General features: G+C 67.5%; 20 protein-coding genes. 11 read left to right on the forward strand and 9 right to left on the reverse strand.

Features of this window, described 5'->3' with window-relative positions:
- Positions 1 to 65: 65 nt before the first annotated feature.
- Together ACZ5R1_RS02500 and ACZ5R1_RS02505 are read right to left on the reverse strand one after the other, a co-directional pair.
- A complete protein-coding gene (locus tag ACZ5R1_RS02500; protein ID WP_027598856.1) occupies positions 66 to 1,604 on the reverse strand; it encodes a C13 family peptidase in 1,539 nt (512 codons plus the stop codon).
- Between the two features lie 21 nt (positions 1,605 to 1,625).
- A complete protein-coding gene (locus ACZ5R1_RS02505) occupies positions 1,626 to 3,119 on the reverse strand; it encodes an AhpA/YtjB family protein (RefSeq protein WP_027598855.1) in 1,494 nt (497 codons plus the stop codon).
- 189 nt (positions 3,120 to 3,308) lie between these two features.
- Between ACZ5R1_RS02505 and serB the strand changes: the two genes are divergently transcribed.
- A complete protein-coding gene (gene serB, locus ACZ5R1_RS02510; RefSeq protein WP_042137332.1) occupies positions 3,309 to 4,463 on the forward strand; it encodes a phosphoserine phosphatase SerB in 1,155 nt (384 codons plus the stop codon).
- Positions 4,464 to 4,490: 27 nt separating this feature from the next.
- On the opposite strand, the gene ACZ5R1_RS02515 is transcribed toward serB, so the two are convergent.
- The 5 genes from ACZ5R1_RS02515 to ACZ5R1_RS02535 all read right to left on the reverse strand — a co-directional run bounded on the left by ACZ5R1_RS02515 (position 4,491) and on the right by ACZ5R1_RS02535 (position 11,749).
- Positions 4,491 to 6,569, reverse strand: coding sequence for an EAL domain-containing protein (locus ACZ5R1_RS02515; protein ID WP_464712800.1), 2,079 nt, complete (start codon positions 6,567 to 6,569; stop codon positions 4,491 to 4,493).
- Between the two features lie 40 nt (positions 6,570 to 6,609).
- Positions 6,610 to 8,370 carry a molecular chaperone gene (locus ACZ5R1_RS02520; RefSeq protein ID WP_169854438.1) on the reverse strand — a complete coding sequence of 587 codons (1,761 nt, stop codon included), beginning with the start codon at positions 8,368 to 8,370 and terminating at the stop codon, positions 6,610 to 6,612.
- A 67-nt stretch (positions 8,371 to 8,437) separates the two neighbouring features.
- Positions 8,438 to 9,346, reverse strand: a complete 909-nt coding sequence (gene asd, locus ACZ5R1_RS02525) for an archaetidylserine decarboxylase (protein WP_464712801.1) — start codon at positions 9,344 to 9,346, stop codon at positions 8,438 to 8,440.
- Between the two features lie 16 nt (positions 9,347 to 9,362).
- Complete coding sequence (locus ACZ5R1_RS02530) at positions 9,363 to 10,172, reverse strand: rhodanese-like domain-containing protein (protein ID WP_044341038.1); 810 nt, start codon at positions 10,170 to 10,172, stop codon at positions 9,363 to 9,365.
- A gap of 59 nt (positions 10,173 to 10,231) precedes the next feature.
- On the reverse strand, positions 10,232 to 11,749 hold the full coding sequence (locus ACZ5R1_RS02535; protein WP_464712802.1) for an HDOD domain-containing protein: 1,518 nt from the start codon (positions 11,747 to 11,749) through the stop codon (positions 10,232 to 10,234).
- A 117-nt stretch (positions 11,750 to 11,866) separates the two neighbouring features.
- On the opposite strand from ACZ5R1_RS02535, the gene motA reads away from it, so the two are divergent.
- From motA to ACZ5R1_RS02550, 3 genes are all read left to right on the forward strand, one after another.
- Positions 11,867 to 12,718 carry a flagellar motor stator protein MotA gene (motA, locus tag ACZ5R1_RS02540; protein ID WP_017642892.1) on the forward strand — a complete coding sequence of 284 codons (852 nt, stop codon included), beginning with the start codon at positions 11,867 to 11,869 and terminating at the stop codon, positions 12,716 to 12,718.
- Positions 12,718 to 13,878, forward strand: a complete 1,161-nt coding sequence (locus ACZ5R1_RS02545; RefSeq protein ID WP_042137344.1) for a flagellar motor protein MotB — start codon at positions 12,718 to 12,720, stop codon at positions 13,876 to 13,878. Before motA ends, ACZ5R1_RS02545 begins: the two co-directional genes overlap by 1 nt.
- A 163-nt stretch (positions 13,879 to 14,041) precedes the next feature.
- The gene (locus ACZ5R1_RS02550; protein ID WP_007161171.1) at positions 14,042 to 14,641 is read left to right on the forward strand and encodes a nitroreductase family protein; all 600 of its coding nucleotides are present in this window, start codon (positions 14,042 to 14,044) and stop codon (positions 14,639 to 14,641) included.
- 48 nt (positions 14,642 to 14,689) lie between these two features.
- Here ACZ5R1_RS02550 and rsgA read toward each other — a convergent pair whose 3' ends face one another.
- A complete protein-coding gene (gene rsgA / locus ACZ5R1_RS02555; protein ID WP_007161170.1) occupies positions 14,690 to 15,712 on the reverse strand; it encodes a small ribosomal subunit biogenesis GTPase RsgA in 1,023 nt (340 codons plus the stop codon).
- A 94-nt stretch (positions 15,713 to 15,806) separates the two neighbouring features.
- Here rsgA and ACZ5R1_RS02560 point away from each other — a divergent pair, with 94 nt between their 5' ends.
- The 5 genes from ACZ5R1_RS02560 to ACZ5R1_RS02580 all read left to right on the forward strand — a co-directional run bounded on the left by ACZ5R1_RS02560 (position 15,807) and on the right by ACZ5R1_RS02580 (position 20,456).
- On the forward strand, positions 15,807 to 16,577 hold the full coding sequence (locus tag ACZ5R1_RS02560) for a class I SAM-dependent methyltransferase (protein WP_027598845.1): 771 nt from the start codon (positions 15,807 to 15,809) through the stop codon (positions 16,575 to 16,577).
- A 50-nt stretch (positions 16,578 to 16,627) separates the two neighbouring features.
- Positions 16,628 to 17,176, forward strand: coding sequence for an oligoribonuclease (orn, locus tag ACZ5R1_RS02565; RefSeq protein WP_042137346.1), 549 nt, complete (start codon positions 16,628 to 16,630; stop codon positions 17,174 to 17,176).
- Positions 17,177 to 17,192: 16 nt separating this feature from the next.
- Positions 17,193 to 17,807: a trimeric intracellular cation channel family protein gene (locus ACZ5R1_RS02570; RefSeq protein ID WP_042137396.1), complete on the forward strand. Its 615-nt coding sequence runs from the start codon at positions 17,193 to 17,195 to the stop codon at positions 17,805 to 17,807.
- A gap of 97 nt (positions 17,808 to 17,904) precedes the next feature.
- Positions 17,905 to 19,773, forward strand: coding sequence for a PAAR domain-containing protein (locus tag ACZ5R1_RS02575; RefSeq protein WP_464712803.1), 1,869 nt, complete (start codon positions 17,905 to 17,907; stop codon positions 19,771 to 19,773).
- Positions 19,770 to 20,456, forward strand: coding sequence for a DUF2931 family protein (locus tag ACZ5R1_RS02580; protein ID WP_042137350.1), 687 nt, complete (start codon positions 19,770 to 19,772; stop codon positions 20,454 to 20,456). The genes ACZ5R1_RS02575 and ACZ5R1_RS02580 overlap by 4 nt, the downstream gene beginning before the upstream one ends.
- 4 nt (positions 20,457 to 20,460) lie before the next feature.
- Here ACZ5R1_RS02580 and queG read toward each other — a convergent pair whose 3' ends face one another.
- Entirely contained in the window at positions 20,461 to 21,525 is a 1,065-nt protein-coding gene (gene queG / locus ACZ5R1_RS02585; RefSeq protein WP_042137352.1) for a tRNA epoxyqueuosine(34) reductase QueG, read from the reverse strand.
- A gap of 61 nt (positions 21,526 to 21,586) precedes the next feature.
- On the opposite strand from queG, the gene ACZ5R1_RS02590 reads away from it, so the two are divergent.
- Together ACZ5R1_RS02590 and tsaE are read left to right on the forward strand one after the other, a co-directional pair.
- A complete protein-coding gene (locus ACZ5R1_RS02590) occupies positions 21,587 to 23,074 on the forward strand; it encodes an NAD(P)H-hydrate dehydratase (RefSeq protein ID WP_288406140.1) in 1,488 nt (495 codons plus the stop codon).
- Positions 23,062 to 23,523: a tRNA (adenosine(37)-N6)-threonylcarbamoyltransferase complex ATPase subunit type 1 TsaE gene (gene tsaE / locus ACZ5R1_RS02595; RefSeq protein ID WP_007161160.1), complete on the forward strand. Its 462-nt coding sequence runs from the start codon at positions 23,062 to 23,064 to the stop codon at positions 23,521 to 23,523. Before ACZ5R1_RS02590 ends, tsaE begins: the two co-directional genes overlap by 13 nt.
- The last annotated feature ends 3 nt before the right edge of the window (positions 23,524 to 23,526 follow it).

Raw genomic sequence — 23,526 nt, forward strand, 5'->3', positions numbered from 1 at the left:
GCTGATGTCAGGTTGGACCTCAGGCGTTCCGGTTGTTCGTCAAAGCCCCAAGGCAAAGGCAGTTCTCAGCGACCCGCGCGCCAGGCGCGCCACTTCTGCAGCACGGCCGGCGGCGCCCAGAGCTGCGGCTCGGACGGGTCGAAGCCTTCGGTCTTCTCGCGCACCGACACGGTGTCGCGGGCGCGCTGGAAGGCCTGCTCGGGATCGTCGGTGTGCTGGAAGGCCTCGGCGAACAGGGCACGGCCGAAGTAGGTGAAATCGGCTTCGTCGGTGCAACCGAAGGAGGTGCGATCGGCCTTGGAGGCGGTCATCACCAGGGTATGGTCGTCCTGCAGTTGCGGGATGAAGCCGCCGCTGTAGCAGCTGGAGACGATGATCAGCTTGTCGCGTCCGCGCAGCGGCGCGAGCAGGCGGCCGAGCTCCGCCGCCGGCAGGCTGGAGAGATCCAGGCCCGGCTGGGAGAGCACCAGCTGATGGTCGGCCGAGCCGTGGCTGGTCAGGTAGATGAGGATGAGGTCTTCCGGACCGGTGCGCTGGGCCAGCGCCTGCAGGCTCTGGTAGAGATTCTCGCGGGTGGCCAGCGGATGGTCGCTGCGGATGTCCTTGGCGTTGATCAGGTGGACGACGTCGCGGGCGCCCCAGGTGGTGGTCAGGAAGTTGGCCACATAGTTGGCCTCGCGCTGGAACACGCCCTGGCCGCCGTCGCCGGCCAGGACCAGGCCATAGAGTTCGGTGGCGGGGGTGGAGGCAGGGATCTGCTGCAATTCCTGGTCGAGCACCTTGCCCTGATCGAGCAGGGCGCGCTCCAGGGGATCGGCGATGTACTGGCCCTGGTCGTCGCGGATGCGCTTGCCGCCTTCCCAGAGGCCCCGTTCCACCTGGCCGTCGGCGCGGGTCAGGACGCCCATGCCGGCATAGACGCCATCGGCGAAGTTGCCGCGATAGACGCTGCCGTCGCTGTTGGTGAGCACGCCCTGGCCATCGAATTTCCAGTTGCGGAAGGCGCCGCGGTACTGGCTGCTGTCGCTGCCGACGAATTCGCCGTTGCCGGTCAGCTCGCCGCCACTGAAGCGCCCGCGCCAGAGATCGCCACCGGCGCTGCGATAGACGCCGGCGCCTTCGAACTGGTCGTCGACGAATTCGCCGTCATAGCGATCGCCGCCCGGCTCCTGCCACTGGCCGACGCCATTGAGGTGGCCGTCGTTGAAGGTGCCGATGGTCTGGGTGCCGTCGCTGTCGAGCTTGGAGCCCTGGCCCTGCATGCGGCCATTGACGAAGCTGCCGTGGTACTCCCAGCCGCTGCTGCTGATCAGATTGCCCTGGCCATGGTAGAGACCGCGGCGAAAGGTGCCCTGGTAGTAGGTGCCGTCGGCGAATTGCTGTTCGCCGGGGCCCTCGGCCAGGCCGTCCTTGAAGCGGCCCTTGAGCCAGTTGCCGTTGGGCCACTCGATGCGCCCGCTGCCGTTGAGCAGACCGCTGACGATCTCGCCGGTATAGACCCCGCCATCGGGCAGTCGCACGCTGCTCGCGTTGGGCGCCGCCTGGGCAGCGCAGGCCGCCAGCAACAGCGCAACGAGGGCGAGACGGGGCAGGAGGGCGCTCATAGGTGGGGTCGGGTGGGCGCTTTAACGCGCCTCGAGCCGGACCAGATGACGCTCCAGCGTCGCGGAGTAGGGTTCCAGGAGACGTTCCACGCAACTGGCCCCGGCGGGGCTGGCGATGGTGCGGATACGGGCGCGTTTACGCAGCAGCTCGTCCTCGGCGATGCTCTGCTCGACCAGCAACAGGTTGCGACTGTGGCGACTCAGCGCCTGGGCATTGCGCACGGTGGTGTTTTCCAGCAATTGGGCAAGCTCCAGGCCGGCGAGGCGTTCGCCCTGCGTCAGACCCAGTTGCAGCTGCAGGGTTGCACCGCTGCCGACCACTTCCACCTGCAGCGCATGACCCAGGGCACGCATGATCTCGCCGCAGCATAGCGCGCGGGTCAGGTAGTCGTCGTCGTCGCTGCGCTCGTGGAAGAGGATCAGGCTGCCCCCGTCCTTGAGGGTGTGGAGTTCGCCGTCATAGAGCTCGGTGGCCTGCTGCAGGCAGTCGCGATAGCGCTCCAGCAGCTGTTCGAGGCGGCTGCGCGGCAGCCGGCTGAGCTGGTCCTGGGCGCCGAGCTGGATGGCCAGCACCGCGGAGGTGACGATATCGGGTTCGGTGGGCACCACCGGAGCGGGCGTGGGCGGCGGCTCGGTGAAGGAGTCCGGTACCAGCTCGGCGAAGGCGTCGGCGTCCAGCTCGCTGTCGGCGTCTGCCACGGGCGCCTTGCGCGCGGCCGGTTTGGCGGCGGCCTTGCGCGCAGGCGGCTTGACGCTCAGGCCACCCTGCTCGTCGGCGAAGGGATCGTCGTCTTCGTCGGCCACTTCCGCCTTGGGCGGCTTGGGCGGTACCAGGCGGCTCTGCAGCTGACGAGCCAGGTCGCCCAGTTCGTCGAGGCGACCGGCGCCCGGTGCGGGGTCATCGGGATCGCGCAGCCAGACGCGCAGCTCCAGCAGCGGCGTCGACAGCTGGCGCCCGAGGCGCAGGCTGAGGATCAGCGTCAGGGCCAACAGGATGAGGCCCAGCAGTCCCATGTTCTGCAGGCTGATCATCATCGGCTGCTGGAACTGGTCCATGTCCAGCGCCAGGCGCACCTGGCCGGCGGTGACGTCCTGAAAGCGGATCGGCGTGCTGTAGATGCCGTCGGTGGCGGTCAGCAGGCCCTGGCTCGGGCGCGTGCCGGATTCGGCCAGCACCCGGTTGTCCGGGCTGTAGACCGCGGCATGGGCCACCAGCGGATTGCGCGCCAGGTTGCTCAGCAGCACGTTGAGGCTGAGGTTGTCGTTGGCCACCAGCAATTCGGCGGCGGAGTTGGCGGTCTGGGTCACCAGGCTCTGGCCGACGGCGTCGGCCTGCTGCTGCATGGCATGGCGAAACTGCATGCTCATGATGCCGGCATAGATCACCAGGGCGGCCGCCACCAGCAGCAGGCTGTGGGAAACGATGCGCAAGGCCACCGGCACACGACGCTGGCGCAGGGCTCGGTAGATCAGCAGGAAGAAATTATCGGGCTTGACGGTCGCGGGGCGGGTCACAGAAATCGTTTCTTTGGACAAAAAATGTGCGGCCAGTATAACCAGCGCGCCAGGGGTGCGAAAACGGCGAATGCAGGGCTTCGCCCGCAAAAGAGGCCGGCGGTGGACTCCCGCCGCCAGCCGGTGCCCATGGCTCGGCACCGTCGGGGCGAAAGGGTAGACTGCGCGCTTTTCCGCGAGGGGATCGCCATGCAAGACGTTATCGGACTCCAGGCCGTGGGTATCCTGCCCGCCGACTGGTTGGCTGCTCTCACCGGCGCCCTGGCCGCGGCCGGTGCCCGGCTGGAATCGCTGCAGCAGCAGGGGTTGGACAACAGTGCCGCCGTGACCCTGCTGATCAGCCCGGCAAGTGCTGGCGCCGCGTTGCAGCAGGCGCTGCAGGCCCTGGGCCTGCAGGTGGCGCCCCTGGCGCAGCCGGCGCCGGAAACCGGCGAAGCCCATGTCCTGACGCTGATGGGTCGTACCCTGGCCGATCTGCCGCTGACCCGCCTGGCCGCGCTGTGCCGCGAGCAGGGCCTGAACATCCATGCCATCCGCGCCCTGAGCGAGCCGGGCGCGACCACGCGCGCAGCCCTGGAGCTGCGCGTCACCGGCGAGCCGCACGAGCCCCAGGCGCTGCGCGCGGGGCTGCTGGCGCTGGCTCAGGAAGGCCAGGCCGACATCGGCTGGCAACCTGACGATCTGCAGCGGCAGCATCGCCGCCTGGCGGTGTTCGACATGGACAGCACCCTGATCCAGGCCGAGGTCATCGATGAACTGGCCAAGGCCGCCGGCATCGGCGAGCGGGTGGCGGCCATCACCGAGCGCGCCATGCGTGGCGAGATCGACTTCCGCGCCAGCTTCACCGAGCGCATGGCGCTGCTGCAGGGCCTGTCCGAAGAGGTACTGGAAGACATCGGTGCCGGGCTGCGCCTGACCGAGGGCGCCGAGCGGCTGTTCGCCGAGTTGAAGCGGCTGGGCTACAAGACCGCCATCCTTTCCGGCGGCTTCACCTATTTCGCCCGCCAGGTGCAGGCACGTCTGGGCATCGACTACGTCTATGCCAACGAACTGGAGATCGTCGACGGCAAGCTGACCGGCCGCGCCGTCGAGCCCATCGTCGATGCCCAGCGCAAGGCCGACCTGCTGCAGGAACTGGCCAGCCGTGAAGGCCTGACGCTGGAGCAGACCATCGCCGTGGGCGACGGCGCCAACGACCTGCCGATGCTGGCCCTGGCCGGGCTGGGCGTGGCCTTTCGCGCCAAGCCGCTGGTGCGCCAGTCCGCGCGTCAGTCGGTGAGCGTGCTGGGCCTGGATGGCGTGCTCTATCTGCTCGGCGTGGAAGACCGGCTTACCCGCGGCTGAGGTCGCGTTCGACGGCCACCCCGAGCCCTAGTGCTCGGGGTGGAATTCGTAGTCCATCGCCTGACTGGGCTCCTGCAGGTAGTAGCCCTGGATGAAGTGCACCCCGACCTGCCAGAGCTGGGCCAGCACGCTGGCGCTCTCGACGAAGGGCGCGATGGTCTGGACGTTCTGGGCGCTCAACTCGGCGACCATGGCCTTGAGCCGCTCCTGGTGCTCCGGCTGTCCCAGATCCTTGATCAGCTTGCCCGACAGCTTGACGTAATCCGGTACCAGCAGCCGCAGCGACGCCAGAGGCGGATCGCCGGCGGCAAAGCCGCTCAGGGTGACCGGATGACCCTGGCGGCGCAGGCGCTGCGCCATGGCCAGGGCCTGCTCCGGCTGGGCCAGCAGGTCTTCTTCGCTGAGCTGGAAGATCACCGCCTCGGCGTCCAGCTGTTGCCCCTGCAGGGTTTCCCGCAGCCAGGGCAGCAACTCCAGATCGCCCAGGGTCGCGCCCGAGAGGTGCACGAAGATGCGGGTACCGTGGCCGCGGGCGCGGTGTTCGCCCAGCTGACGCACCGCCTGCTGGATCACCCAGCGATCGATCTGGCCGCTCAGGCCGCTGTCGCGGGCGGTGCGGGCGAATTCGGTCGGGGAGACCTCTTCGCCCTGGGGATTGACCAGCCGCAGCAGCGCCTCGTAGTACTCGTAGCTGCTGCCGCGCAGGCCGATCACCGGCTGGAACAGCAGGCGGAAGCCGTTCTGCTGCAGGGCCTGCTTGACCATGGCCACCAGATTGCCGCGATTGGCGGCGGCGGCCAGCTCTTCCTGGGGATCGTAGCGTTTGCAGGCGTTGCCGCCGCGCTGGGCGACCTGGCGCGCGGAGCGGTGCGCCCGGTCCACCAGATCACCGGCGCTCTTGGTGTGGTTGTCCAGGCTGACCACGCCGATGGAATAGCTGATCGCCAGGGTGCGCCCGGCCAGGGTCAGCGGCTGCCGCTCCTGACGACCCAGCAGGCGCTCGAAGGCGCTGTCCAGGCTGGCGTCGGCCGCCTGCGGCAGGAGGGCGGTAAAGGCATCATCGGCGAAGCGCGAGAGGGTCACCAGGGTGCCGAAGTGCTCGCGCAGGCGCTCGGCCAGGGCTACCAGCAACTCGTCCATGGCACCTATGCCCAGCTCCGCCAGCAGGGTCGGATAGCGATCGATGCTCAGGTAGGCGAAGCTGGCCGGCGCGCCGAGTCGGGCGCGCTCCAGGGCGTCTTCGAGCAGTTCGAGCATGCGGCTGCGATTGAGCAGACCGGTGAGGGTGTCCTGGAAGCGCACCTCGCGCAGCTGTTCCTCGAGGGCCTCGGCGGCCGGGGCCGCGCGTTCCTCGCGCAGGTGCAGCTGCACGCAGGGTTCATCGAGGTAGATGGCCGGCGTCAGGCGCAGGCGCACGCCGAGGGTGCTGCCGTCCTGGCGGACGCACCGGCAGTCCAGTTCGCGGGGGCTGGGGTCGTCGCGCAACTGGCGGAAGGCTTCGCGCAGCGCCGGCTGGTCGGCGGCGGCGATGAGATCCATCAGCGGCGTGATCTCCAGGTCTTCCGCGGACGGATAGCCCAGCAGCTCCACATAGGCCGAGTTGACGTGGATATGCAGGCCGTCGTGGACATAGGCGACCGCCTCCACGGCGTTGGCCAGCAGCAGCTGGCAGCGCTGTTCGGCCTCGGCCAGGGCCTGCTCCAGGCGCCGGCGTTCGTGGCGTTCCGCCAGGTTGCCGAGTTCGCGCAGACTGGCCAGCAACAGGTGCTCGTCGTTGTCGCTGGCGATGCCATCGCGGGCGCCCAGGCGCAGGGCGTCGAGCACCGCTGCGGGATCGTCCGGCGGCACCCGCTGGATGACGGCGAGTTGGGGCACGCGGCGACGCAACTGGCGCAGCGCGCTCAGGCTGTCGAGCTCGGGAGAGGGCGGGGCGAGGATGGCGAGGTCCCAGGACTGGGACAGCAGTTCGTCGAGACCTGCAGGGTCGGCCAGGCGCTGGGCCCGCGTCGCCCGTCCGGCATTGCGGAACAGACTGACCAGGCGTTCCGCCTCGTTCTGCGATGCTTCGAGCAGTAACAGGCGGATCGCACTGTGTTCGGCGGCCATGGTCTATTCGCGCCCTGGCGATAACGATGATTTATCGAAGCTACAGAGACTTCCACAGCGAGTCAAAGTCTTCTTCCTGCCGGGCACCACCACCGGCAGGGCCGCCGCTGGGCTTGGCACCGCTCTGTTCCAGCAGGTGATATTCGAAGACGCTGAAGCTGACCGTCATGCTGCGACGCCGGTCGAGCATGCCGCGCTGCTCGTTGCCCTGCTGATTGATCTGCACCTTGCTGCCCTCCTGAAAGGGTAGTCGCGGCGCGATCAGGGTCGGCGCCTGGTCGATGGCCTTGATCTCCGGCAGCAGCAGGGCACGCAGGTACTGACTGTTCTGCTCGGCCTTGCGCAGCAGCTGCAGCCCGCAGGGCCGTGCGGTGGGGGCCAGCAGTTCGACGCCCATGTGGGTTCCGCTGCCGGGCACCTGGCGTACCCAGCGCACCACCGCCGGGCCCCAGTTGTGATCCTCGGGCAGGCGCACGCCGAGCAGTTCGCCGGCCTGCAGCTGCTCGGGGACCTCGCCGCTCCAGCTCAGGCAATAGCCGCCCGGACTGTGGTTGACCACCTGCACCGCATGGATCGGAAAGGCCGGACTGGCCGCCTCGCCGTCGCCGGGCAGGACGTCGTAATGGATTTCTTCCAGGGACTCGGCGCTCCAGTCCAGGGCGTCGGGTGCGCGGGTATCGGCATCGAAGGCCAGCGACCAGACGTCTTCCTTGGGCTTGGGCGCAAAGGCGTCCGGCACGGCCTGCGCCGACAGGCGCAGGGTGTCGGCGAACACCTGCCCCCCCGCGAGCTGGTAATGCAGGGCGCTCATGCCGATGCAGACCTGCACCTGGCCCTGGCCGGGCATGCGCTGGAAGGCGCGGTCCGCTTCCTGGCCCCAGGCGCCGACCAGGTGCTGCAGCAGATCCAGGGACAGGTCGCCGTGCACCGGCAGGCGCGCGCGCGGCCGCTGCTCCGGCGCCAGCGCCAGATAGTCCTCGATGGCCTGCACCAGCTGTTGCGGCGCAAGACCGAGCAGACCGTTGAGATTGGCTTCACGCAACAGCGAACGATAACGCGGCGGCGCGTCGATCTGCGGCGCCACCACCATCAGGGTGCCGTTCTGCTCGGGCCCTTGCAGGCGGATCAGGCTGGCCCAGTCGTCCAGGTGCAGGGTCAGCTGGGCGATATGGCTCTGGCGCAGCTGGTTGCAGCGCGCGGCACCAAACAGCAGGGCGGCGCCATAGGCCTGGGTGATGGTCTGGCTGCCGTCGCCGGGCAGCAGTTCGTCGCGAATCTTCTGGTTGTGCAGGCCGGTGGTCACTGCCAGCCGATAGAGCTGGTGCAGCTCCAGCCAGAGGTTGTCGTGCACCGGGGTATAGAGCTGGGCGGCGCGGATCAGCGGCCCGAGCAGCGCGCGCAGGGCGCGCTGGATGGCGGTGGCCAGCAGGGTGCTGCGTTCGCCGCGCTCGCTTTCCTCGACCACGATCAGCTTGTAGCCGGCGGCCAGCAGGTTCTGCAGGGCCTGGCAGAGATTGGCCACCTTGCGCGAGCGCTCGTCGAGCACGATGGCCTGGTTGAGCACATGACGTTCGAGCTGCTGGCAGACCCGCTGCACGTCCGAGCGCAGGGCTTCGAGCAGGCGCAGGCGCGCTTCCGGCGTCAGGATCAGCCGGTTGAGTTCCAGCAGGCCCTGATAGAGCAGCCGGGCGAATTCGCCCAGCTTGGCCCGTGGCAATTGCTCCAGCCAGCGCTTGAGGCCGGCCGGGGTGGCGTCACAAAACGTCAGGCTGCGCTGATCGGGCGTCGGTACCCGCAACATGAGCTGTGGCCTTTTGCTATCCATTCGCCGCGCACACTCCTGGTTCGATGGGCAATGAACCGCGCATCTAGGCGAGAGGCCCTGGCTCGGAAACGGTGGTCAAGGGGGCCGACGTGGTCGGAACCCCCAGCAGTTGCCCCATGTTGACGGTGGACAACGCGCCGAGTTCAGCGGACCAGTTCACCGCGTCCGTGCCGAACAGCACGATGGCGGTGGAGCCCAGCTTGAAGCGCCCCAGCTCGTCGCCGGTACGCAGGGTGATGGGCGCGCGGGCGGCCTCGTCGTAGGCAAAGCTCTTGAGTTCGCGCTTGGGCGGCGTGACCAGGCCGGCCCAGACCGTCTCGATGCTGGCGACGATCATGGCGCCGACCAGGATGACCGCCATGGGGCCCACGGCGGTATCGAAGATGCAGACCACCCGCTCGTTGCGGGCGAACAGTTCGGGCACGTTCTCGGCGGTGAGCTGGTTGACCGAAAAGATGCGGCCGGGCACATAGACCATCTCCTTCAAGGTGCCGGTGAGCGGCATGTGCACCCGGTGGTAGTCCTTGGGCGACAGGTAGATGGTGGCGAAATGGCCGCCCATGAAGGGCGCGGCGCGCAGGCCGTCGCCGCCGAGCAGCTCCAGCAGGCTGTAGCTGTGGCCCTTGGCCTGGAAGATGCGGCCGTGCTCGATGCGACCGAGCTGGCTGATGGCGCCGTCGCTCGGGCTCACCACCACGCCGGCTTCGGCCGGCAGTGGGCGCGCGCCGGGCTTCAGGGCGCGGGTGAAGAAGGCGTTGAAGTTCTCGTAGGCGGTGGGGTCTTCCACCTGGGCCTGGCGCATGTCGACGTCATAGTGACGGACGAACCAGCGGGTCAGCAGATTCTTGAACCAGGGCGCCCGGCACTCGGCGAAGCCGCCGATCACCCGCGACAGCAGATGGTGCGGCAGCAGGTGCTGGGCGAGGATGAACAGTCGGTCTTGCAGTTTCATGGGAGGTCCTTGGCAGTCATTCGATGGGGGTGTCGGGGTGGTTGCCCCATTCGCCCCAGGAGCCGGCATAGGCTTTGACCCGCGGATAGCCCAGGGCCTTGGCCGCGAGGTAGGTGAAGCCGGATCGGTGATGGGTCTGGCAGTGGGTGATGATTTCCTTGTCGCGGGTGATGCCAAGGCGTTCGAGTTCGGCGCCCAGGTCCTCGCGGATGCGCAGTTGGCGCTCGCGATCCATGCCGGCGGTCCACTCGAAGTTGATCGCCCCGGGAATGTGGCCACCACGGGCGGTCAGCACCTTTTCGCCGCGGTATTCGTCGGCGCCGCGGGCATCCCAGATGGCCAGGTCCTCGGCGCCCAGCCGGCTCTGCAGATAGGCGCGGCTGGCGGTGGGTTCCTCGTGCAGGGTCAGGGCGACCGGTGCCCCGGCCGGCGCGGGCACCGAGGTGCTCAGCGGCAGGCCGGCGGCGATCCAGCCCTGGCGGCCGCCGTTGAGGTAGTGATAGTGGCCGTGCCCGATGACATCGAGCAGCCAGATGAAGCGTCCGGCCCAACCGCCGCCTTCGTCGTCATAGACCACGTAGACGGCTTCGTCGCGCTGGCCCAGTTCGCCGAACAGCTGCTCCAGGTCCGCCTGGGCCGGCAGCAGGCCGGGCGCCGGCTTGCTGCCCAGCTGGGTGCGGGCGGGCGCGACATGGCGCGCGCCGGGCAGATGGCCCTCGGCATAGTGGGCGGCGCTGCAGAGATCCACCAGGATGAGTTCGGGCGCATCCAGGCGCGCCGCGAGATCGGCCGGTTCGATCACCAGGGGCAGGGCGGAAAAGGGCATCGCGGATTTCCCGTCGGTCCGTAGCAAAGGTGAAGTGTACCGAGGTTGACCGGCCAGCGTCAGGTCGGTCGTACCCGCGGACGATTGGCAAAGGTGCCGATGGCGCGCTCGATGCAGGTGAAGGTCTTGTCCAGCGCCGCGGTCCGACGGGGATCCGCCGGCTGCAGTTCGCTGTCCAGGATCGCCAGCAGCACCACCCGTTCGCCAAAGCCTAGACTGCGCAGCCAGAGCCGTTCGTTGCTGAACAGCCGGCGCAGATCGGCGGGCAGGTGCGGCGCGAAACGCGCTCGGTTGCCGTCATCGATGCGCAACTGGCCGGGGCTGCCGAACAGCTTGGCCAGCAGCGGATGGCTGGCGATGTCCAGTTGCAGGCCGGGGGCGTCGTCCAGGCCATGGTGCAGCTGGACATTGCCCTTCTGGCCGTTGCGATCCGGAGCCAGCAGCAGCAGCCGCGGCAGGCCGCAGGCCACCAGCGCCTGGCGGGCGCAATCGAACAGCTGGGGCAGGGTGGCGAAGGCGCTGGGCGTGTGCAGCAACTGCTCGCAGAGTCCGCGCCAGCGCTGCGCCTGACTCTCGCTGGCGACCTGCACCCGGGGCACCGGCTTGAGGCGCCGTTCGCCCGGCGGCCAGACCAGGCCTTCGGCCGGGTGCCAGAGGCCGGGTCGGGCATGGCGCTGGGCGTCCTGCACCGCCAGTTCGTGGCTGCGACTCTGCACCCGTGCCAGTGGCAGTTGCAGGTAGAGGGCGCTGAAGCGCTGCCAGCGCAGGGTGTGGGGACCGTCCCAGGCATGGTGGCTGGCCAGCGCCAGGCCGTTGGCCAGGAGGATGGTGTTGCCGGGATGGGTCAGCCAGCGCCGTAGCGTGGGGTCGTCGTCGAGGCGCTGCTGCTGTTCGAGAGGATCGTCGCCATGGGCGATGTGCAACGCCCTGACCAGTTGCCGGCGATCCTGGTCCAGCAGCCGATAGCCTTCGACGATCCACTCGGGCAGCTGCCAGTGACGGGCCAGCGCCTGGCACAGGCGGATCGCCGGCACGCCGAGCAGCTCGCGCTCGACCTTTATCGCCGGTTCGCCTTCGCCCAGCACCCGCCGCTCCCATTCCTCGAAGAGTTCCGGATAGCGGGTCGCCAGCGGCCAGAGCGGCGCCAGAAAGAGCAGGGCGGCCAGGCGGATGTCCGGCCACAGTCGCGCCAGGGGCACGCCGAACAGGCCCAGCCCTAGGGTCATGGCGTGCTGGCTGACCAGGCACAGCTGCCGCAGCGGACGCGGCAGGCGTTCCTCGGCCAGGGTCGGCTGGCGGGCGATCAGGTATTCCGCCGGGCCGAGTCCGACGCGGCCGAGCACGGCTTCCAGACTGGCGGCCGGATCGCCGAGGCTGGCATGGCCGCGATTGGCCTCGCGCAGCAGGGCCAGCGCCAGGGGGGGTGACTCGCAGAGCCGTTCGGCGATCTCATGCAACGCCAGACGGCCATCGGCCAGGGCGCGGCGCAGACGCTCCGCGGTGGCGGTGGCCACCGGCAGGCGCACGCCTTCCAGGTGTTTGACCCAGTCTTCGACGGTGTTCGGGCGGCTGGACATACGACGGTCGCCTTGAAATTTGATGAAAGGCCTTCAGTCCGGGGCGCCGGGTCCGATAAAGGGGGCGTGAGGGTGATTCCCCGGCTCAATTTTCCTTAGCACACAGTATTCCCAACCATGGCAAAAATCATCGGCATCATCGTGATATTCGCGGCTGTCCTCGGCGGCTACATCCTCGCGCATGGCAAGATCGCTGCGATCATCCAGCCACTCGAGGTCCTGATCATCGGCGGTGCCGCCCTGGGGGCCTTCCTGCAGGCCAACCCGGGCAGCACCTTCATGCAGGTGTTCAAGAAGTCGCTGAAGATGTTTGGCAATCGCTTCACCCACGCCTTCTACCTGGACGTGCTGAAGCTGCTCTACGAGATCCTCAACAAGAGCCGGCGCGAGGGCATGATGTCCATCGAGGCGGACGTCGAGGACCCCAAGGCCAGTCCGATCTTCAGCAAGTACCCGAACATCCTCAAGGATGAGCGGATGACCGCCTACGTCGCCGACTACCTGCGATTGATGTCCTCCGGCAACATGGCCCCCCACGAGCTGGAAGGCCTGTTCGACATGGAACTGGCCGGCATCAAGGAAGAGCTGGAGCATCCGTCCCACGCGGTATCGCGGGTCGCTGACGGCCTGCCCGGCTTCGGCATCGTCGCCGCGGTACTGGGCATCGTGATCACCATGGGCATGCTCGGCGAGGGCGACCAGGCGGCCATCGGTGGCCATGTGGGTGCGGCCCTGGTGGGGACCTTCCTCGGTATTCTCGCGGCCTACGGCTTCTTCGGACCGCTGGCGACCTGCCTGGAGCACGACGCCAAGGAAGAACTCAATGTGCTGGAGGCCATCAAGGCCTGCCTGGTCGCCGCTGCCAGCGGCATGCCGCCCACCGTCGCCGTGGAATTCGGTCGCAAGGTGCTGTTCCCGGCGCACCGGCCATCCTTCAGTGAACTCGAGCAGGCGATGCGGGGCAGCTGATGGACAACAACCAGCCGATCATCGTCAAGCGCGTCAAGAAGAGCGCCGCCGGCCACCACGGCGGCGCCTGGAAGATCGCCTTCGCCGACTTCGCCACCGCCATGATGGCGTTCTTCCTGGTGCTCTGGCTGATGTCCTCGGCCACCCCGGAACAGAAGAAGGCCATCGCCGGCTACTTCCAGGATCCGATCGGCTTCACCGAAAGCGCCAGCCCCTATGTCATCGACCTGGGCGGCACGCCGACGCCGGCGCCCGACCGCACCCTGAATCCCGAGATCCAGGCCCAGCCGGATTCGACCCAGAACAAGGTCAACCCGGACATGGAGGAGCGCGCCGACCCCAACGATTCCAACCGGGTGCAGCCCGATCCGACCCAGTCGCCGGACAGTTCGCCGGATCGCCAGCCGAATGCGGCGGCGCAGAAGGATCAGAACCAGCAGGCCCAGAAGATGGATGCCAGCCAGGCGGAAAAGATCGCCGAGCAGGTCGACAAGGAGCGCCTGGAGCTGTTGCTGCAGGAGCTGCAGAACAAGATCGAGCAGAATCCGGAACTGCAGAAGTTCAAGGACCAGATCCTGCTGGAAATCACCCAGGACGGCCTGCGCATCCAGATCGTCGATGCCGAGAACCGGCCGATGTTCGACTCCGGCAGTCCGCGGCTGAAGTCCTATTTCGAGGACATCCTGCTGGCCATGGCCGACACCATTCGCCAAGTGCCGAACAAGATCAGCATCAGCGGCCATACCGATGCGGCGCGCTACAACGGCAAGGGTGACTTCAGCAACTGGGAGCTGTCCGCCGGTCGCGCCAACGCCGCACGCCGGGCGCTGATCGCCGGTGGCTATCCGGAAGAGCAGGTGGCGCGGATCGTCGGCTATGCCTCCTCGGCCCCCTTCGATCGCGAGCATCCGCTCAATCCGGTCAACCGCCGCATCGACATCATCGTGCTGACCAAGAAGGCCCAGCAGGCCATCGAGGGACGCGCCGGCGGCAACCAGGCACCCAAGCCCGCGGCCGGCGCCGCCCCGGCGGCGAGCCGGAGCGGGGTCTCCAGCGGTGGCGTCAGCGCCACCGGTAACCTGGCGCAACCCATCAACAACGCGGCCTTCAAGCAGCAGATCAATGCCTTCGATGCGGGTGTCATCCAGAGCAAGCCCTGAACGGTCGCGCTGATAGATAGGAAAATTCGCTGCTAGCGTTCGGTTTTTTCGTCCGTTGACGTGAAGACGGCTGGTTAAGCTGCAGGGGTTTCATGACGGATCGGGCACCTTGCGCCCTCGTGCGCGGTCTCCCGATCTCCGATTCCCTTGCAGGAGCCTTCCGATGAGCAACGCCTTTATCGACACCATCAAGCGCCGCCGCAGCCAGTACGCGCTGGGCAAGAATCTGCCGCTGGCCCAGGACCAGGTCACCGCGCTGATCCAGGAGGCCGTCAAGCTGTCGCCCTCCGCCTTCAATTCGCAGAGTTCGCGCGCGGTGATCCTGTTCGGCGCCGAGAGCGACAAGTTCTGGGGCTTCGTCATGCAGGCGCTGCGGCAGATCGTGCCGGCCGACGCCTTCGCCGCCACCGAAGGCAAGATCAACAGCTTCGCCGCCGGTGCCGGCACTGTGCTGTTCTACGAGGATCGGCATGTGGTTGCCGGCCTGCAGGACAAGTATCCGGCCTACGCCGACAACTTCCCGATCTGGTCGGAGCAGGCCAGCGGTATCGCCCAGTTCTCGGTGTGGACGGCCCTGGCCAATGCCGGTATCGGCGCCAGCCTGCAGCACTACAATCCGCTGCCCGACGCCCTGGCCGCCGCCGAGTGGAAGCTGCCGGAGACCTGGCACCTGCGCGCCCAGATGCCCTTCGGCTCCAACGAAGGCGACTTCCCCGAGAAGGGCTTCATGGACGACGCCGAGCGCTTCCGCGTCTTTGGCTGATGGTCCTCGACTGATAGAGCAAAACGCCGGGCTTGCCCGGCGTTTTGCTTAGTAGCGCGACTCGCCTTCGAGGCTGGCCAGGATATGCCGGTAACTGGCCATCCGCTGCGGATGGATGTCACCGCGCTCCAGGGCAGCGAGCAGGGCGCAACCGGGCTCCCGCTCATGCTTGCAGTCGCGGAAACGGCAGTGGCCCAGGTAGTCGCCGAATTCCTTGAAGCCAGCTTCGACATCATCACGGCTGACGTGACTGAGGCCGAATTCGCGGATGCCGGGCGAGTCGATCAGGTCGCCGCCGTCGGGAAAGTGGAAGAGCCGGGCGGTGGTAGTGGTGTGGGTGCCCTTGTTGGTCAGCTCGGACAGCGGGCCGACGCGGGTATCGACGCCCGGCAGCAGGGCATTCACCAGCGACGACTTGCCCACCCCGGACTGACCGACGAAGACACTGACGTGCTCGTCCAGGGCACTCTTGAGCTGGTCCATGCTCAGGCCATTGTGGGCCGAGACCTCCAGCAGCGGATAGTCCAGTTCGCGGTAGATGCCCAGCAGGTCGTCCAGCGCCGGGCCGTTGTGCTCGTCGATCAGGTCGGCCTTGTTGAGCAGCAGCAGCGGCTGGATGCCGGCGTGCTCGGCGGCCACCAGGTAGCGGTCGATGAGGTTGGCGTGGGGCGTGGGCAGCGGGGCGAAGACGATCACCAGGCGGTCGACGTTGGCCGCCACCGGCTTGAGCAGGCCGCGCATGTCCGGCCGGCAGATTTCCGAGCGGCGCGGCAGCTGGGCGACGATGACGCCATTGCCCTGGAGGCTGGCGCGAAACACCACCCGGTCGCCGGTGACCAGGGTCGGCAGGTTGGCACGCAGGTGACAGCGCTGCAGCTGGCCGTCGTCATCCTCGACCTCCACTTGAACGCCGAAGTGGGCGATCACCAGGCCCTGTTGCTCCGGGCCCAGGTCGCCGCCTTCGAGCTCGTCGATCAGCTTGGATTCGCGCTTTTCCGCGCGGGCGGCGCGTTCGGTCTGGATTTTCTCGATCCGCCAGCTCTGGCGACGGGTCAGGTGGCGTTTGGCCATGGGATGTCCGCGGGTTTCAGGACCGCTGAGTCTAGCATTGGCCGCCTCCCCCGGATTACCTAAACTTGGCGTACCTCGTCGCTTCGGAGCCCCCATGCTGGCCCATCTCGCCTCGCGCTATCCGCTGTTGCTGGCCGTGCTGGTGCAACTGGCCGCCCTGGTGGTCGCCGTCGTCGGCATCCGCCTGTGGGCCAGCTTCGCCGGCCAGCGCCCCTCGCTGCTGGCGCTGGTCTGCCTGCAGGCGGTACTGGCGGCCCTGCTGGGCGAGTTGCTGGGACTCGCCCGCTGGTGGGTCTTCATCAATCTGCTGTTCGCCCCGGCGCTCTATCTGGTCAGCGGTCGCGGGCTCTCGGCGGGCATCGCCGCGCTCGGCTTCCTGCTGCTCCTGCTGCTGAACTGGAACAGCCTGCGCGAGCGGGTACCGCTCTATCTCACCGGCCGCCAGACCCGCGAACGGCTGGCCGAACTGCTCGCCGAGCGCGAGCCGACCTTTCGCTTCGTCGACCTGGGCTGCGGCCTGGGCGATACCCTGGTCGATCTGTCCCGGCGCTTTCCGCAGGCCACCTTCGTCGGCGTGGAGACGGCGCCGCTGAGCTTCGCCCTGGCCTGGCTGCGCTGCCTGCCGCGGCGCAATTGCCAAGTGCGCTATCGCGATCTCTGGCGGGTGGAGCTGGGCGAGTTCGACGTCGTCTACTGCTTTCTCTCGCCGGCGCCCATGCCACGCCTGGGCGACAAGGCCCGCACGGAGCAGCGCGCCGGCAGCTGGCTGATTAGCAACACCTTCGAGATTCCCGGCCAGCCCGCGGATCGGGTGCTGGAGGTAGGGGACCTGCGCGGCAGCCGGCTGCTGCTCTGGCATCGTTAGGTGCGCGGCAGGCGCGCTGCTACACTGGTGCCATCATCAAGGAGTTCACCATGACCGCCCCCAATCCTCAGCACCTGATCTGGATCGACCTGGAAATGACCGGCCTGGATCCAGATCGGGACGTGATCATCGAGATGGCCACCATCGTCACCGACAGCGATCTCAATGTGCTGGCCGAGGGCCCGGTACTGGCCATCCACCAGTCGGACGAGATCCTGGCCGGCATGGACGAGTGGAATACCCGTCAGCACGGCGGCTCGGGCCTGACCCAGCGGGTACGCGAGAGCACCGTCGACACCGCCCAGGCCGAGGCCCTGACCCTGGAGTTCCTGCGTCAATGGGTGCCCAAGGGCAAATCGCCGATCTGCGGCAACAGCATCTGCCAGGACCGGCGCTTCCTCTATCGCCGCATGCCGGAGCTGGAAGCCTACTTCCACTACCGCAACCTGGACGTCTCCACCCTCAAGGAACTGGCCGCGCGCTGGGCACCCCATGTGCGTGACGGCGTGAAGAAGAGCGGCAGCCACCTGGCGCTGGACGACATCCGCGATTCCATCGCCGAGCTGCGTCACTACCGCGAGCACTTCATCAAGGTCTGACGGCCACCCGTCGGTGCTGCTGTCCATCCTCTACCTGGTCGCCATCACCGCCGAAGCCATGACCGGCGCCCTGTCCGCGGGGCGCCGCGGCATGGACCTGTTCGGCGTGGCGCTGATCGCCAGCGTCACCGCCCTGGGCGGCGGCTCGGTGCGCGATGTGCTGCTGGGGCACTATCCGCTGGGCTGGGTAAAGCACCCGGAGTACCTCGCGCTCACCGTCGGCGCGGGCCTCGCCACCGTGGCCATCGCGCGGGTCATGCGCTATCTGCGCCGGTTGTTCCTGGTGCTCGACGCCCTGGGCCTGGTGGCCTTTACCGTGATCGGCTGCCAGGTGGCCCTGGAAATGGGCCTGAGTCCGGCCATCGTCATCGTCAGCGGCACCCTGACCGGCACCTGCGGCGGCATCCTGCGCGACATCCTCTGCAACGACGTACCCCTGATCCTCAGGCGCGAGCTCTATGCCAGCGTGGCGGTACTCTCCGCCGGCTGCTACCTGCTCTGCCGCCCGTGGCTCGGCGAAGAGCAGGCACTGCTCATCACCCTGGCCGCGGGGCTGCTGCTGCGCCTGCTGGCGCTGAGATTCAACTGGCAGATGCCGACCTTCACCTATCCGGACGATCCCCACGGCTAAGGCCATGACGATTTGCACGGTATCGCGCTGAAAGGCTTGTCCTAGAGCCTTTTGTGCGGCATTTTTCAGGCCCCAGTTACCGATAGGGAGATCGGTCATGTCTGGAAAGCCCGCTGCTCGCCTGGGCGACGCCGTCGCCTGCCCCAAATGTGGTTCCACCGCCCTGGTCCAGGGCTCCGCCGATGTCACCTTCGATGGCCTGCCCGCCGCGACCCTCGGCCATGCCTGCGGCTGTGGCGCGGCCCTGAGCGCCGCGGTCATCCCCAACGTCCTGATCAACGGCCGGCCTGCGGCGGTGCTCGGCAGCCTCACCAGCCATGGCGGCGTGGTGATCGGTGGTTCCGGCACCGTCATCATCGGCCTGGACGCAGGCGGCGCGGCCAAGGGCACCTGCGCAAGCCATGCAGGTGCTACCGGCCTGGCACCGGGGCAGGGAAAGCCTTCGGCGCTGCGCGACCGGGAGCGACAGGGCAGCGAGGGACCGGCCAAGCGCCCGGACAGCGCGCCCGTCGCCAGGAATGAAGTCGCCGAACAGGCGGAGCGCCCGCTGGAACAGCGCATCACCCTGCGCATCGGCGTCTTCTTCGACGGTACCGGCAACAACCTCTTCAACGCCGCCACCGGCGCCGCCTGCCGGGCGGAAGAGCAGGGGTTTGATACCAATCAAGCCGAGAGCATCGCTCGGCACTGCCAGGCGTTCATGGGCAATCCGGACAGCAGTTATGCCAATGCCGATACGAACATCGTGCGGTTGTATCGGCTCTATCAAGACGATACTCAGCGTGCCGTCGAGCAGGACGAAAAGTCAGCGGCTATTCCGGTCTATATCGAAGGTATCGGCACTCGGGCCGGACAACCTGATAGCGCCTTGTCCATGGGAACGGGCTTGGGTGCCAGTGGTGTGCTGGGATGTGTTCAGACGTTTCCAGTCGCGTTCGGTGAGCGCTACGATCAATTCAAGCGCATCAATCCCAATGTCGTCGTTGAAGCCATCAAATTCGATATTTTTGGCTTTAGCCGGGGTGCCGCGGCTGCACGCCACTTCGCAAACGAGGTGAAGGCGGGCGGCGGTATTGCTGCGGCGGGTTTAGCCAGGTGCTTTTCGTGGCAGAGCGCTAAGGTCAGGCTCAACTTCATCGGACTATTCGATACCGTAACGGCGATAGCGGACCCCAGGCGTGGCGACTTTACCCCGACCAATATCGCCAACCCTGGCGTCAACCTCTATCTGCCGGCAGGATGTGCCGACAAGGTGGTGCACCTGGTCGCACGTGACGAGCACCGGCGTAACTTCGCCCTTACCAGTGTTGCGCCCCAGCATCAAGAAATTGCCCTGCCGGGTGCTCATGCCGACTTAGGTGGAGGCTATGCGCCCGAGATGACCGAGCGCCTGCTGTTGACGCGACCACGCGCCTCGCGAGAGCGCTATGGCACCGACAGCCAGGCGGCCTGGAGCTATCGCCAAGCCCAGCGGGAGCTGGCGCAGTTGCAACGAGAGCCCTGGTACGACCCAGGCTCCACCACCTTGGCAATCGATACCTGGCGCAACAACTTGCCACGTACCCGCGGCGAGATGCCGGAAACCGAGGTTATCGCCGCGATCCGCCTGGAACGTCAGGTGCGCGGTGAGCTGTCCTTGGTCTACTTGCGTGTGATGCATCGCCTCGCCGTTGCCAACGGAGTGCTCCTGGCGGCCATCGATGAAGCTGATCCTGAATTACGCCTGCCCGATGAGTTGAAGGAGATTGCTACCAAGCTGCAAGCCAACGTCCAGGGTGTTCCGCTGCATATCGACCAAGCTGAGGCTCGCCTGCTGTTCGGTCGCTATGTACATCTTTCCGCTCACTGGAACGCGCTATTGGGTAAAGACCTTAGCAACCTGGGCATCTTCTTCGTTAACGCCCCTACGGCCGCTGGTAAACGCAACGTCTATCCCAACCGTCCCCAGGCAGGTTATCCCGAATGAATCGCTGGCTGCTGTGCCTTGTTCTCGCGCTCGGCCTCGCTGGCTGCCAATCCAGCGCCGTGCCAAAGCCTAAGCTTCCTTACGACGCTTGGTACCTGGGTTTTCTAGCACCCAATTACATGGAGGTCTGGTTGGAGTTGGCCAATGTCAGTGACATCGATGGCCGCTTTTTTCCTAATGCCATGGGTGGCGTAGTTGCCATGGGACAGCCCGCGAGTCTGTCAGCGACTGCCAAGGGCTGGCCTAGGAGAATCGGGTCGGGCAAAGGCCTCTACATGACCGGGCTAGATCTGCCCTATATGGTAGCGCTGCGCTGGCAGTCAATGGTTGAGCCCCAAACCTATCAGGCGGTATTCGCCATTCCCGCCTGGGCGCGGGCAAAAATGCTCGAACGCCTGCCAGCCGAGTGTCCGGTCAGTGGTCGCACTTCCGATTATCGCAAGGACCTCACCATCGGCCTGGCGCCTGGCGGGGTGGTCAAGGTCTGGATCATGGGCCCCTGCCTCGACCCCATCGAGGTCCTGACCCTCCAGGCCGAGATCGAGCCCAAGGGGCCCTATGGCGGCAAATCCAACGGCAAGTACCGGCCGCTGTCGCCGGTGGTCAAGCGCTATGTCGACAAATACGGCGTCCCTTACGGCAGCTGGTGGGCGCCGATCCCCTACACCACGGTAGGGCCCTGAGCGCCTAGCTTGCCGCGTGTCGCTGCAGCGCCCATTCCACGTGCTCGCGCACCAGGGGGGAGGGGTGTTCGCGCTGCAGCTTCAGGGCTTCCACCACCGGGATGCTGGTCGGGGCGTTGCCCAGGCCCACGGCCAGGTTGCGCAGCCAGCGCTCGTAGCCGGCGCGGCGTAGCGGCGAGCCTTCGGTGCGGCTGAGGAATTCGGCTTCGGTCCAGCGAAAGAGTTCGGCCAGACTGGCGCTGTCCAGACTGTGGCGTGGCTGGAAATCGCCTTCGGCGGTGGGCTTGGCGAAGCGGTTCCAGGGGCAGACCAGCTGGCAGTCGTCGCAGCCGAAGACCCGGTTGCCGATCAAGGGGCGCAGCTCCGGCGGAATGCTGCCCTTGAACTCGATGGTCAGGTAGGAAATGCAGCGCCGGGCGTCGAGCTGATAGGGGCCGACGAAGGCCTGGGTCGGGCAGATGTCCAGGCAGGCGCGGCAGGTGCCGCAGTGGTCACGCGGGGTGGGTTCGTCCACCGGCAGCGGCACGTCGACGAAGAGTTCGCCGAGAAAGAACCAGCTGCCGGCCTTGCGATTGAGCACCAGGGTGTTCTTGCCGATCCAGCCCAGGCCGGCCTGTTCGGCGATGGCCTTTTCCAGCACCGGCGCGCTGTCGACGAAGGCGCGATAGCCGAAGGGGCCGATCTCGCCCTGGATGCGCTCGGCCAGGTGCTGCAGGCGCTTGCGGATCAGCTTGTGATAGTCGCGGCCCAGGGCGTAGCGCGAAACGTAGGCGGCCGCGCCGTCGGCCAGGCGCTCGCTCATGCGCGTGTCGCCGGGCAGGTAATCCATCCGCAGGGAAATCACCCTCAGGGTCCCCGGCACCAGTTCGGCCGGTCGCGAACGTTTGCTGCCGTGCGCGGCCATATAGTCCATCTCGCCATGGAAACCGGCGGCCAGCCAGCGCTCCAGATGTTCCTCGTGACGTGCCAGATCCAGCCCGGCAATGCCGGTCTGCTGAAAGCCCAATTCCCGACCCCAGGTCTTGATGAGGTCGGCCAGGGCGGCGAGATCGAGAGCGACAGCGGACATCGACGGGAACGCACAGGCAGGAGGGCCGCCTATTTTGCCAGACTCCGGAGGCTTTCCCAGCATGCACGACGAACTGCCGTTCCAGCTCTACAGCGCCCAGCAGGTGCGGGATCTCGACGCCCAACTGATCGCCGGCGGTCTGCCCGGCCTCGAGTTGATGAGACGCGCGGCGGCCGCGGCCTGGCGCTCGTTGCGCCACGGCTGGCCCCATGCCGGCGCTCTCTGCGTGCTGGCCGGCGGTGGCAACAACGCCGGCGACGGTTATCTGGTCGCGGCGCTGGCGCGCAAGGCCGGCTGGCAGGCACGGGTCTGGCACCTGGCCGATCCGACCGGACTCCAGGGCGATGCCGCCCTGGCCCATGCCGAGGCCCTGGCCGCCGGCGTGGACATCCAGCCCTGGCGCGCGGATGCCCCGCTGGAGGGTCTGGTGGTCGATGCCCTGCTGGGCACCGGCCTCAAGGGCGCGGCGCGCGAGCCCTATGCCGCGGCCATCGAACGGATCAACGCCAGCGAATTGCCGGTGGTGGCCATCGACCTCCCTTCCGGACTGGATGCCGACACCGGCGCCGCGGCGGGCCCTCTGGTGCGCGCCGATCTGACCATCACCTTCATCGGCCTCAAGCTCGGCCTGTTCACCGGCAAGGGGCCTGACCATGTCGGCAGTCTGGTGTTCGAGCCGCTGATGGAGGAACCGCAGAATCCCGCCCACGCCACCGCCCAGCGGCTGGCGCCCGGCAACCTGCCGCGGCTGGCCAGGCGCCCGCTCAATGCGCACAAGGGGCAGTACGGCCATCTGCTGGTGATTGGCGGCGACGAAGGCACCGGTGGCGCAGCCATCATGACCAGCGAGGCGGCGCTGCGCTGCGGCGCCGGCATGCTCAGCCTGGCGACCCGGCCCTCCAATGTCACCGCGGTGCTGGCGCGGCGGCCGGAGGTCATGGTCGCCGGGGTGCATTCCAGTTTCGCCGTGCTGGAACTGGCCAAGAAGGCCGATGTGCTCGCCGTCGGGCCGGGCCTGGGGCAGGGCGCCTGGGGCAAGGCCCTGGCCAGTGCCGCCGCAACGCTGGACGCGGTCCAGGTCTGGGACGCCGATGCCCTCAACCTGCTGGCCGCCGGGGTGGTCCAGGCGCCGCGCGGGCCCTGGGTGATGACGCCCCATCCGGGCGAGGCGGCGCGGCTGCTGGAGGTCTCGATCAAGGACATCGAAGCCGATCGTCCCGGTTGCGCCCGCGAACTGGCGCGGCGCTATGGCGGCGTGGCGCTGCTCAAGGGCTTCGGTACCCTGATCGCCCATCCGGACGGTCGCATGGCGCTGTGCGGCGAGGGTCATCCGGCGATGGCTACCGGTGGCCTGGGGGACATCCTCACCGGTATCATCGCCGCCCTGCTGGGGCAGGGGCTGGCGCCCTTCGAGGCCGCCTGCCTGGGCGCCTGGCTGCACGGCCGTGCCGGCGCCGAGCTGGGTCGCCAGGGCCGCGGTCTCGCCGCCAGCGATCTGCCCCCGGTCGCCCGCCAGTTGCTCGAGGAACTCCAGCCATGCCTGAACTGACCCTGCACGCCGCCGACGAAGACGCCATGTACGCCCTGGGTGCCCGCCTGGCCCAGGCCAGCGGCGGTCGTGGCGTACTCTATCTGCACGGCGATCTGGGCGCCGGCAAGACCACCCTGTCGCGGGGCATCCTGCGTGGCCTCGGCCACACCGGGGCGGTGAAGAGTCCCACCTTCACCCTGGTCGAGCCCTACGAACTGGCCAGTGGCGCGGTCTATCACTTCGATCTCTATCGACTGGCCGATCCGGAAGAACTGGAATTCATGGGGATTCGCGACTACTTCACACCCGAGGCCTTGTGCCTGGTGGAATGGCCCGAGCGCGGTCAGGGCTTTTTGCCAAAGCCGGACCTGGACATTACCATTACGCCACGCGCCGACGGCCGTGATCTGCGCCTGACTAGTCATGGCGCTCACGGCGAGGCCTGGTGCGCCGCCCTCGCGCCCTAGGCG

It is taken from the genome of Pseudomonas sp. Pso3, assembly GCF_055393275.1.

What these genes read in the sequence shown, in the direction of transcription:
- ACZ5R1_RS02500 (WP_027598856.1), bottom strand. Translation starts at nt 1,604, where the DNA reads ATGAGCGCCCTCCTGCCCCGTCTCGCCCTCGTTGCGCTGTTGCTGGCG.
- serB (WP_042137332.1), top strand. Translation starts at nt 3,309, where the DNA reads ATGCAAGACGTTATCGGACTCCAGGCCGTGGGTATCCTGCCCGCCGAC.
- ACZ5R1_RS02515 (WP_464712800.1), bottom strand. Translation starts at nt 6,569, where the DNA reads ATGGCCGCCGAACACAGTGCGATCCGCCTGTTACTGCTCGAAGCATCG.
- ACZ5R1_RS02520 (WP_169854438.1), bottom strand. Translation starts at nt 8,370, where the DNA reads ATGTTGCGGGTACCGACGCCCGATCAGCGCAGCCTGACGTTTTGTGAC.
- asd (WP_464712801.1), bottom strand. Translation starts at nt 9,346, where the DNA reads ATGAAACTGCAAGACCGACTGTTCATCCTCGCCCAGCACCTGCTGCCG.
- ACZ5R1_RS02530 (WP_044341038.1), bottom strand. Translation starts at nt 10,172, where the DNA reads ATGCCCTTTTCCGCCCTGCCCCTGGTGATCGAACCGGCCGATCTCGCG.
- ACZ5R1_RS02535 (WP_464712802.1), bottom strand. Translation starts at nt 11,749, where the DNA reads ATGTCCAGCCGCCCGAACACCGTCGAAGACTGGGTCAAACACCTGGAA.
- motA (WP_017642892.1), top strand. Translation starts at nt 11,867, where the DNA reads ATGGCAAAAATCATCGGCATCATCGTGATATTCGCGGCTGTCCTCGGC.
- ACZ5R1_RS02545 (WP_042137344.1), top strand. Translation starts at nt 12,718, where the DNA reads ATGGACAACAACCAGCCGATCATCGTCAAGCGCGTCAAGAAGAGCGCC.
- ACZ5R1_RS02550 (WP_007161171.1), top strand. Translation starts at nt 14,042, where the DNA reads ATGAGCAACGCCTTTATCGACACCATCAAGCGCCGCCGCAGCCAGTAC.
- rsgA (WP_007161170.1), bottom strand. Translation starts at nt 15,712, where the DNA reads ATGGCCAAACGCCACCTGACCCGTCGCCAGAGCTGGCGGATCGAGAAA.
- ACZ5R1_RS02560 (WP_027598845.1), top strand. Translation starts at nt 15,807, where the DNA reads ATGCTGGCCCATCTCGCCTCGCGCTATCCGCTGTTGCTGGCCGTGCTG.
- orn (WP_042137346.1), top strand. Translation starts at nt 16,628, where the DNA reads ATGACCGCCCCCAATCCTCAGCACCTGATCTGGATCGACCTGGAAATG.
- ACZ5R1_RS02575 (WP_464712803.1), top strand. Translation starts at nt 17,905, where the DNA reads ATGTCTGGAAAGCCCGCTGCTCGCCTGGGCGACGCCGTCGCCTGCCCC.
- ACZ5R1_RS02580 (WP_042137350.1), top strand. Translation starts at nt 19,770, where the DNA reads ATGAATCGCTGGCTGCTGTGCCTTGTTCTCGCGCTCGGCCTCGCTGGC.
- queG (WP_042137352.1), bottom strand. Translation starts at nt 21,525, where the DNA reads ATGTCCGCTGTCGCTCTCGATCTCGCCGCCCTGGCCGACCTCATCAAG.
- ACZ5R1_RS02590 (WP_288406140.1), top strand. Translation starts at nt 21,587, where the DNA reads ATGCACGACGAACTGCCGTTCCAGCTCTACAGCGCCCAGCAGGTGCGG.
- tsaE (WP_007161160.1), top strand. Translation starts at nt 23,062, where the DNA reads ATGCCTGAACTGACCCTGCACGCCGCCGACGAAGACGCCATGTACGCC.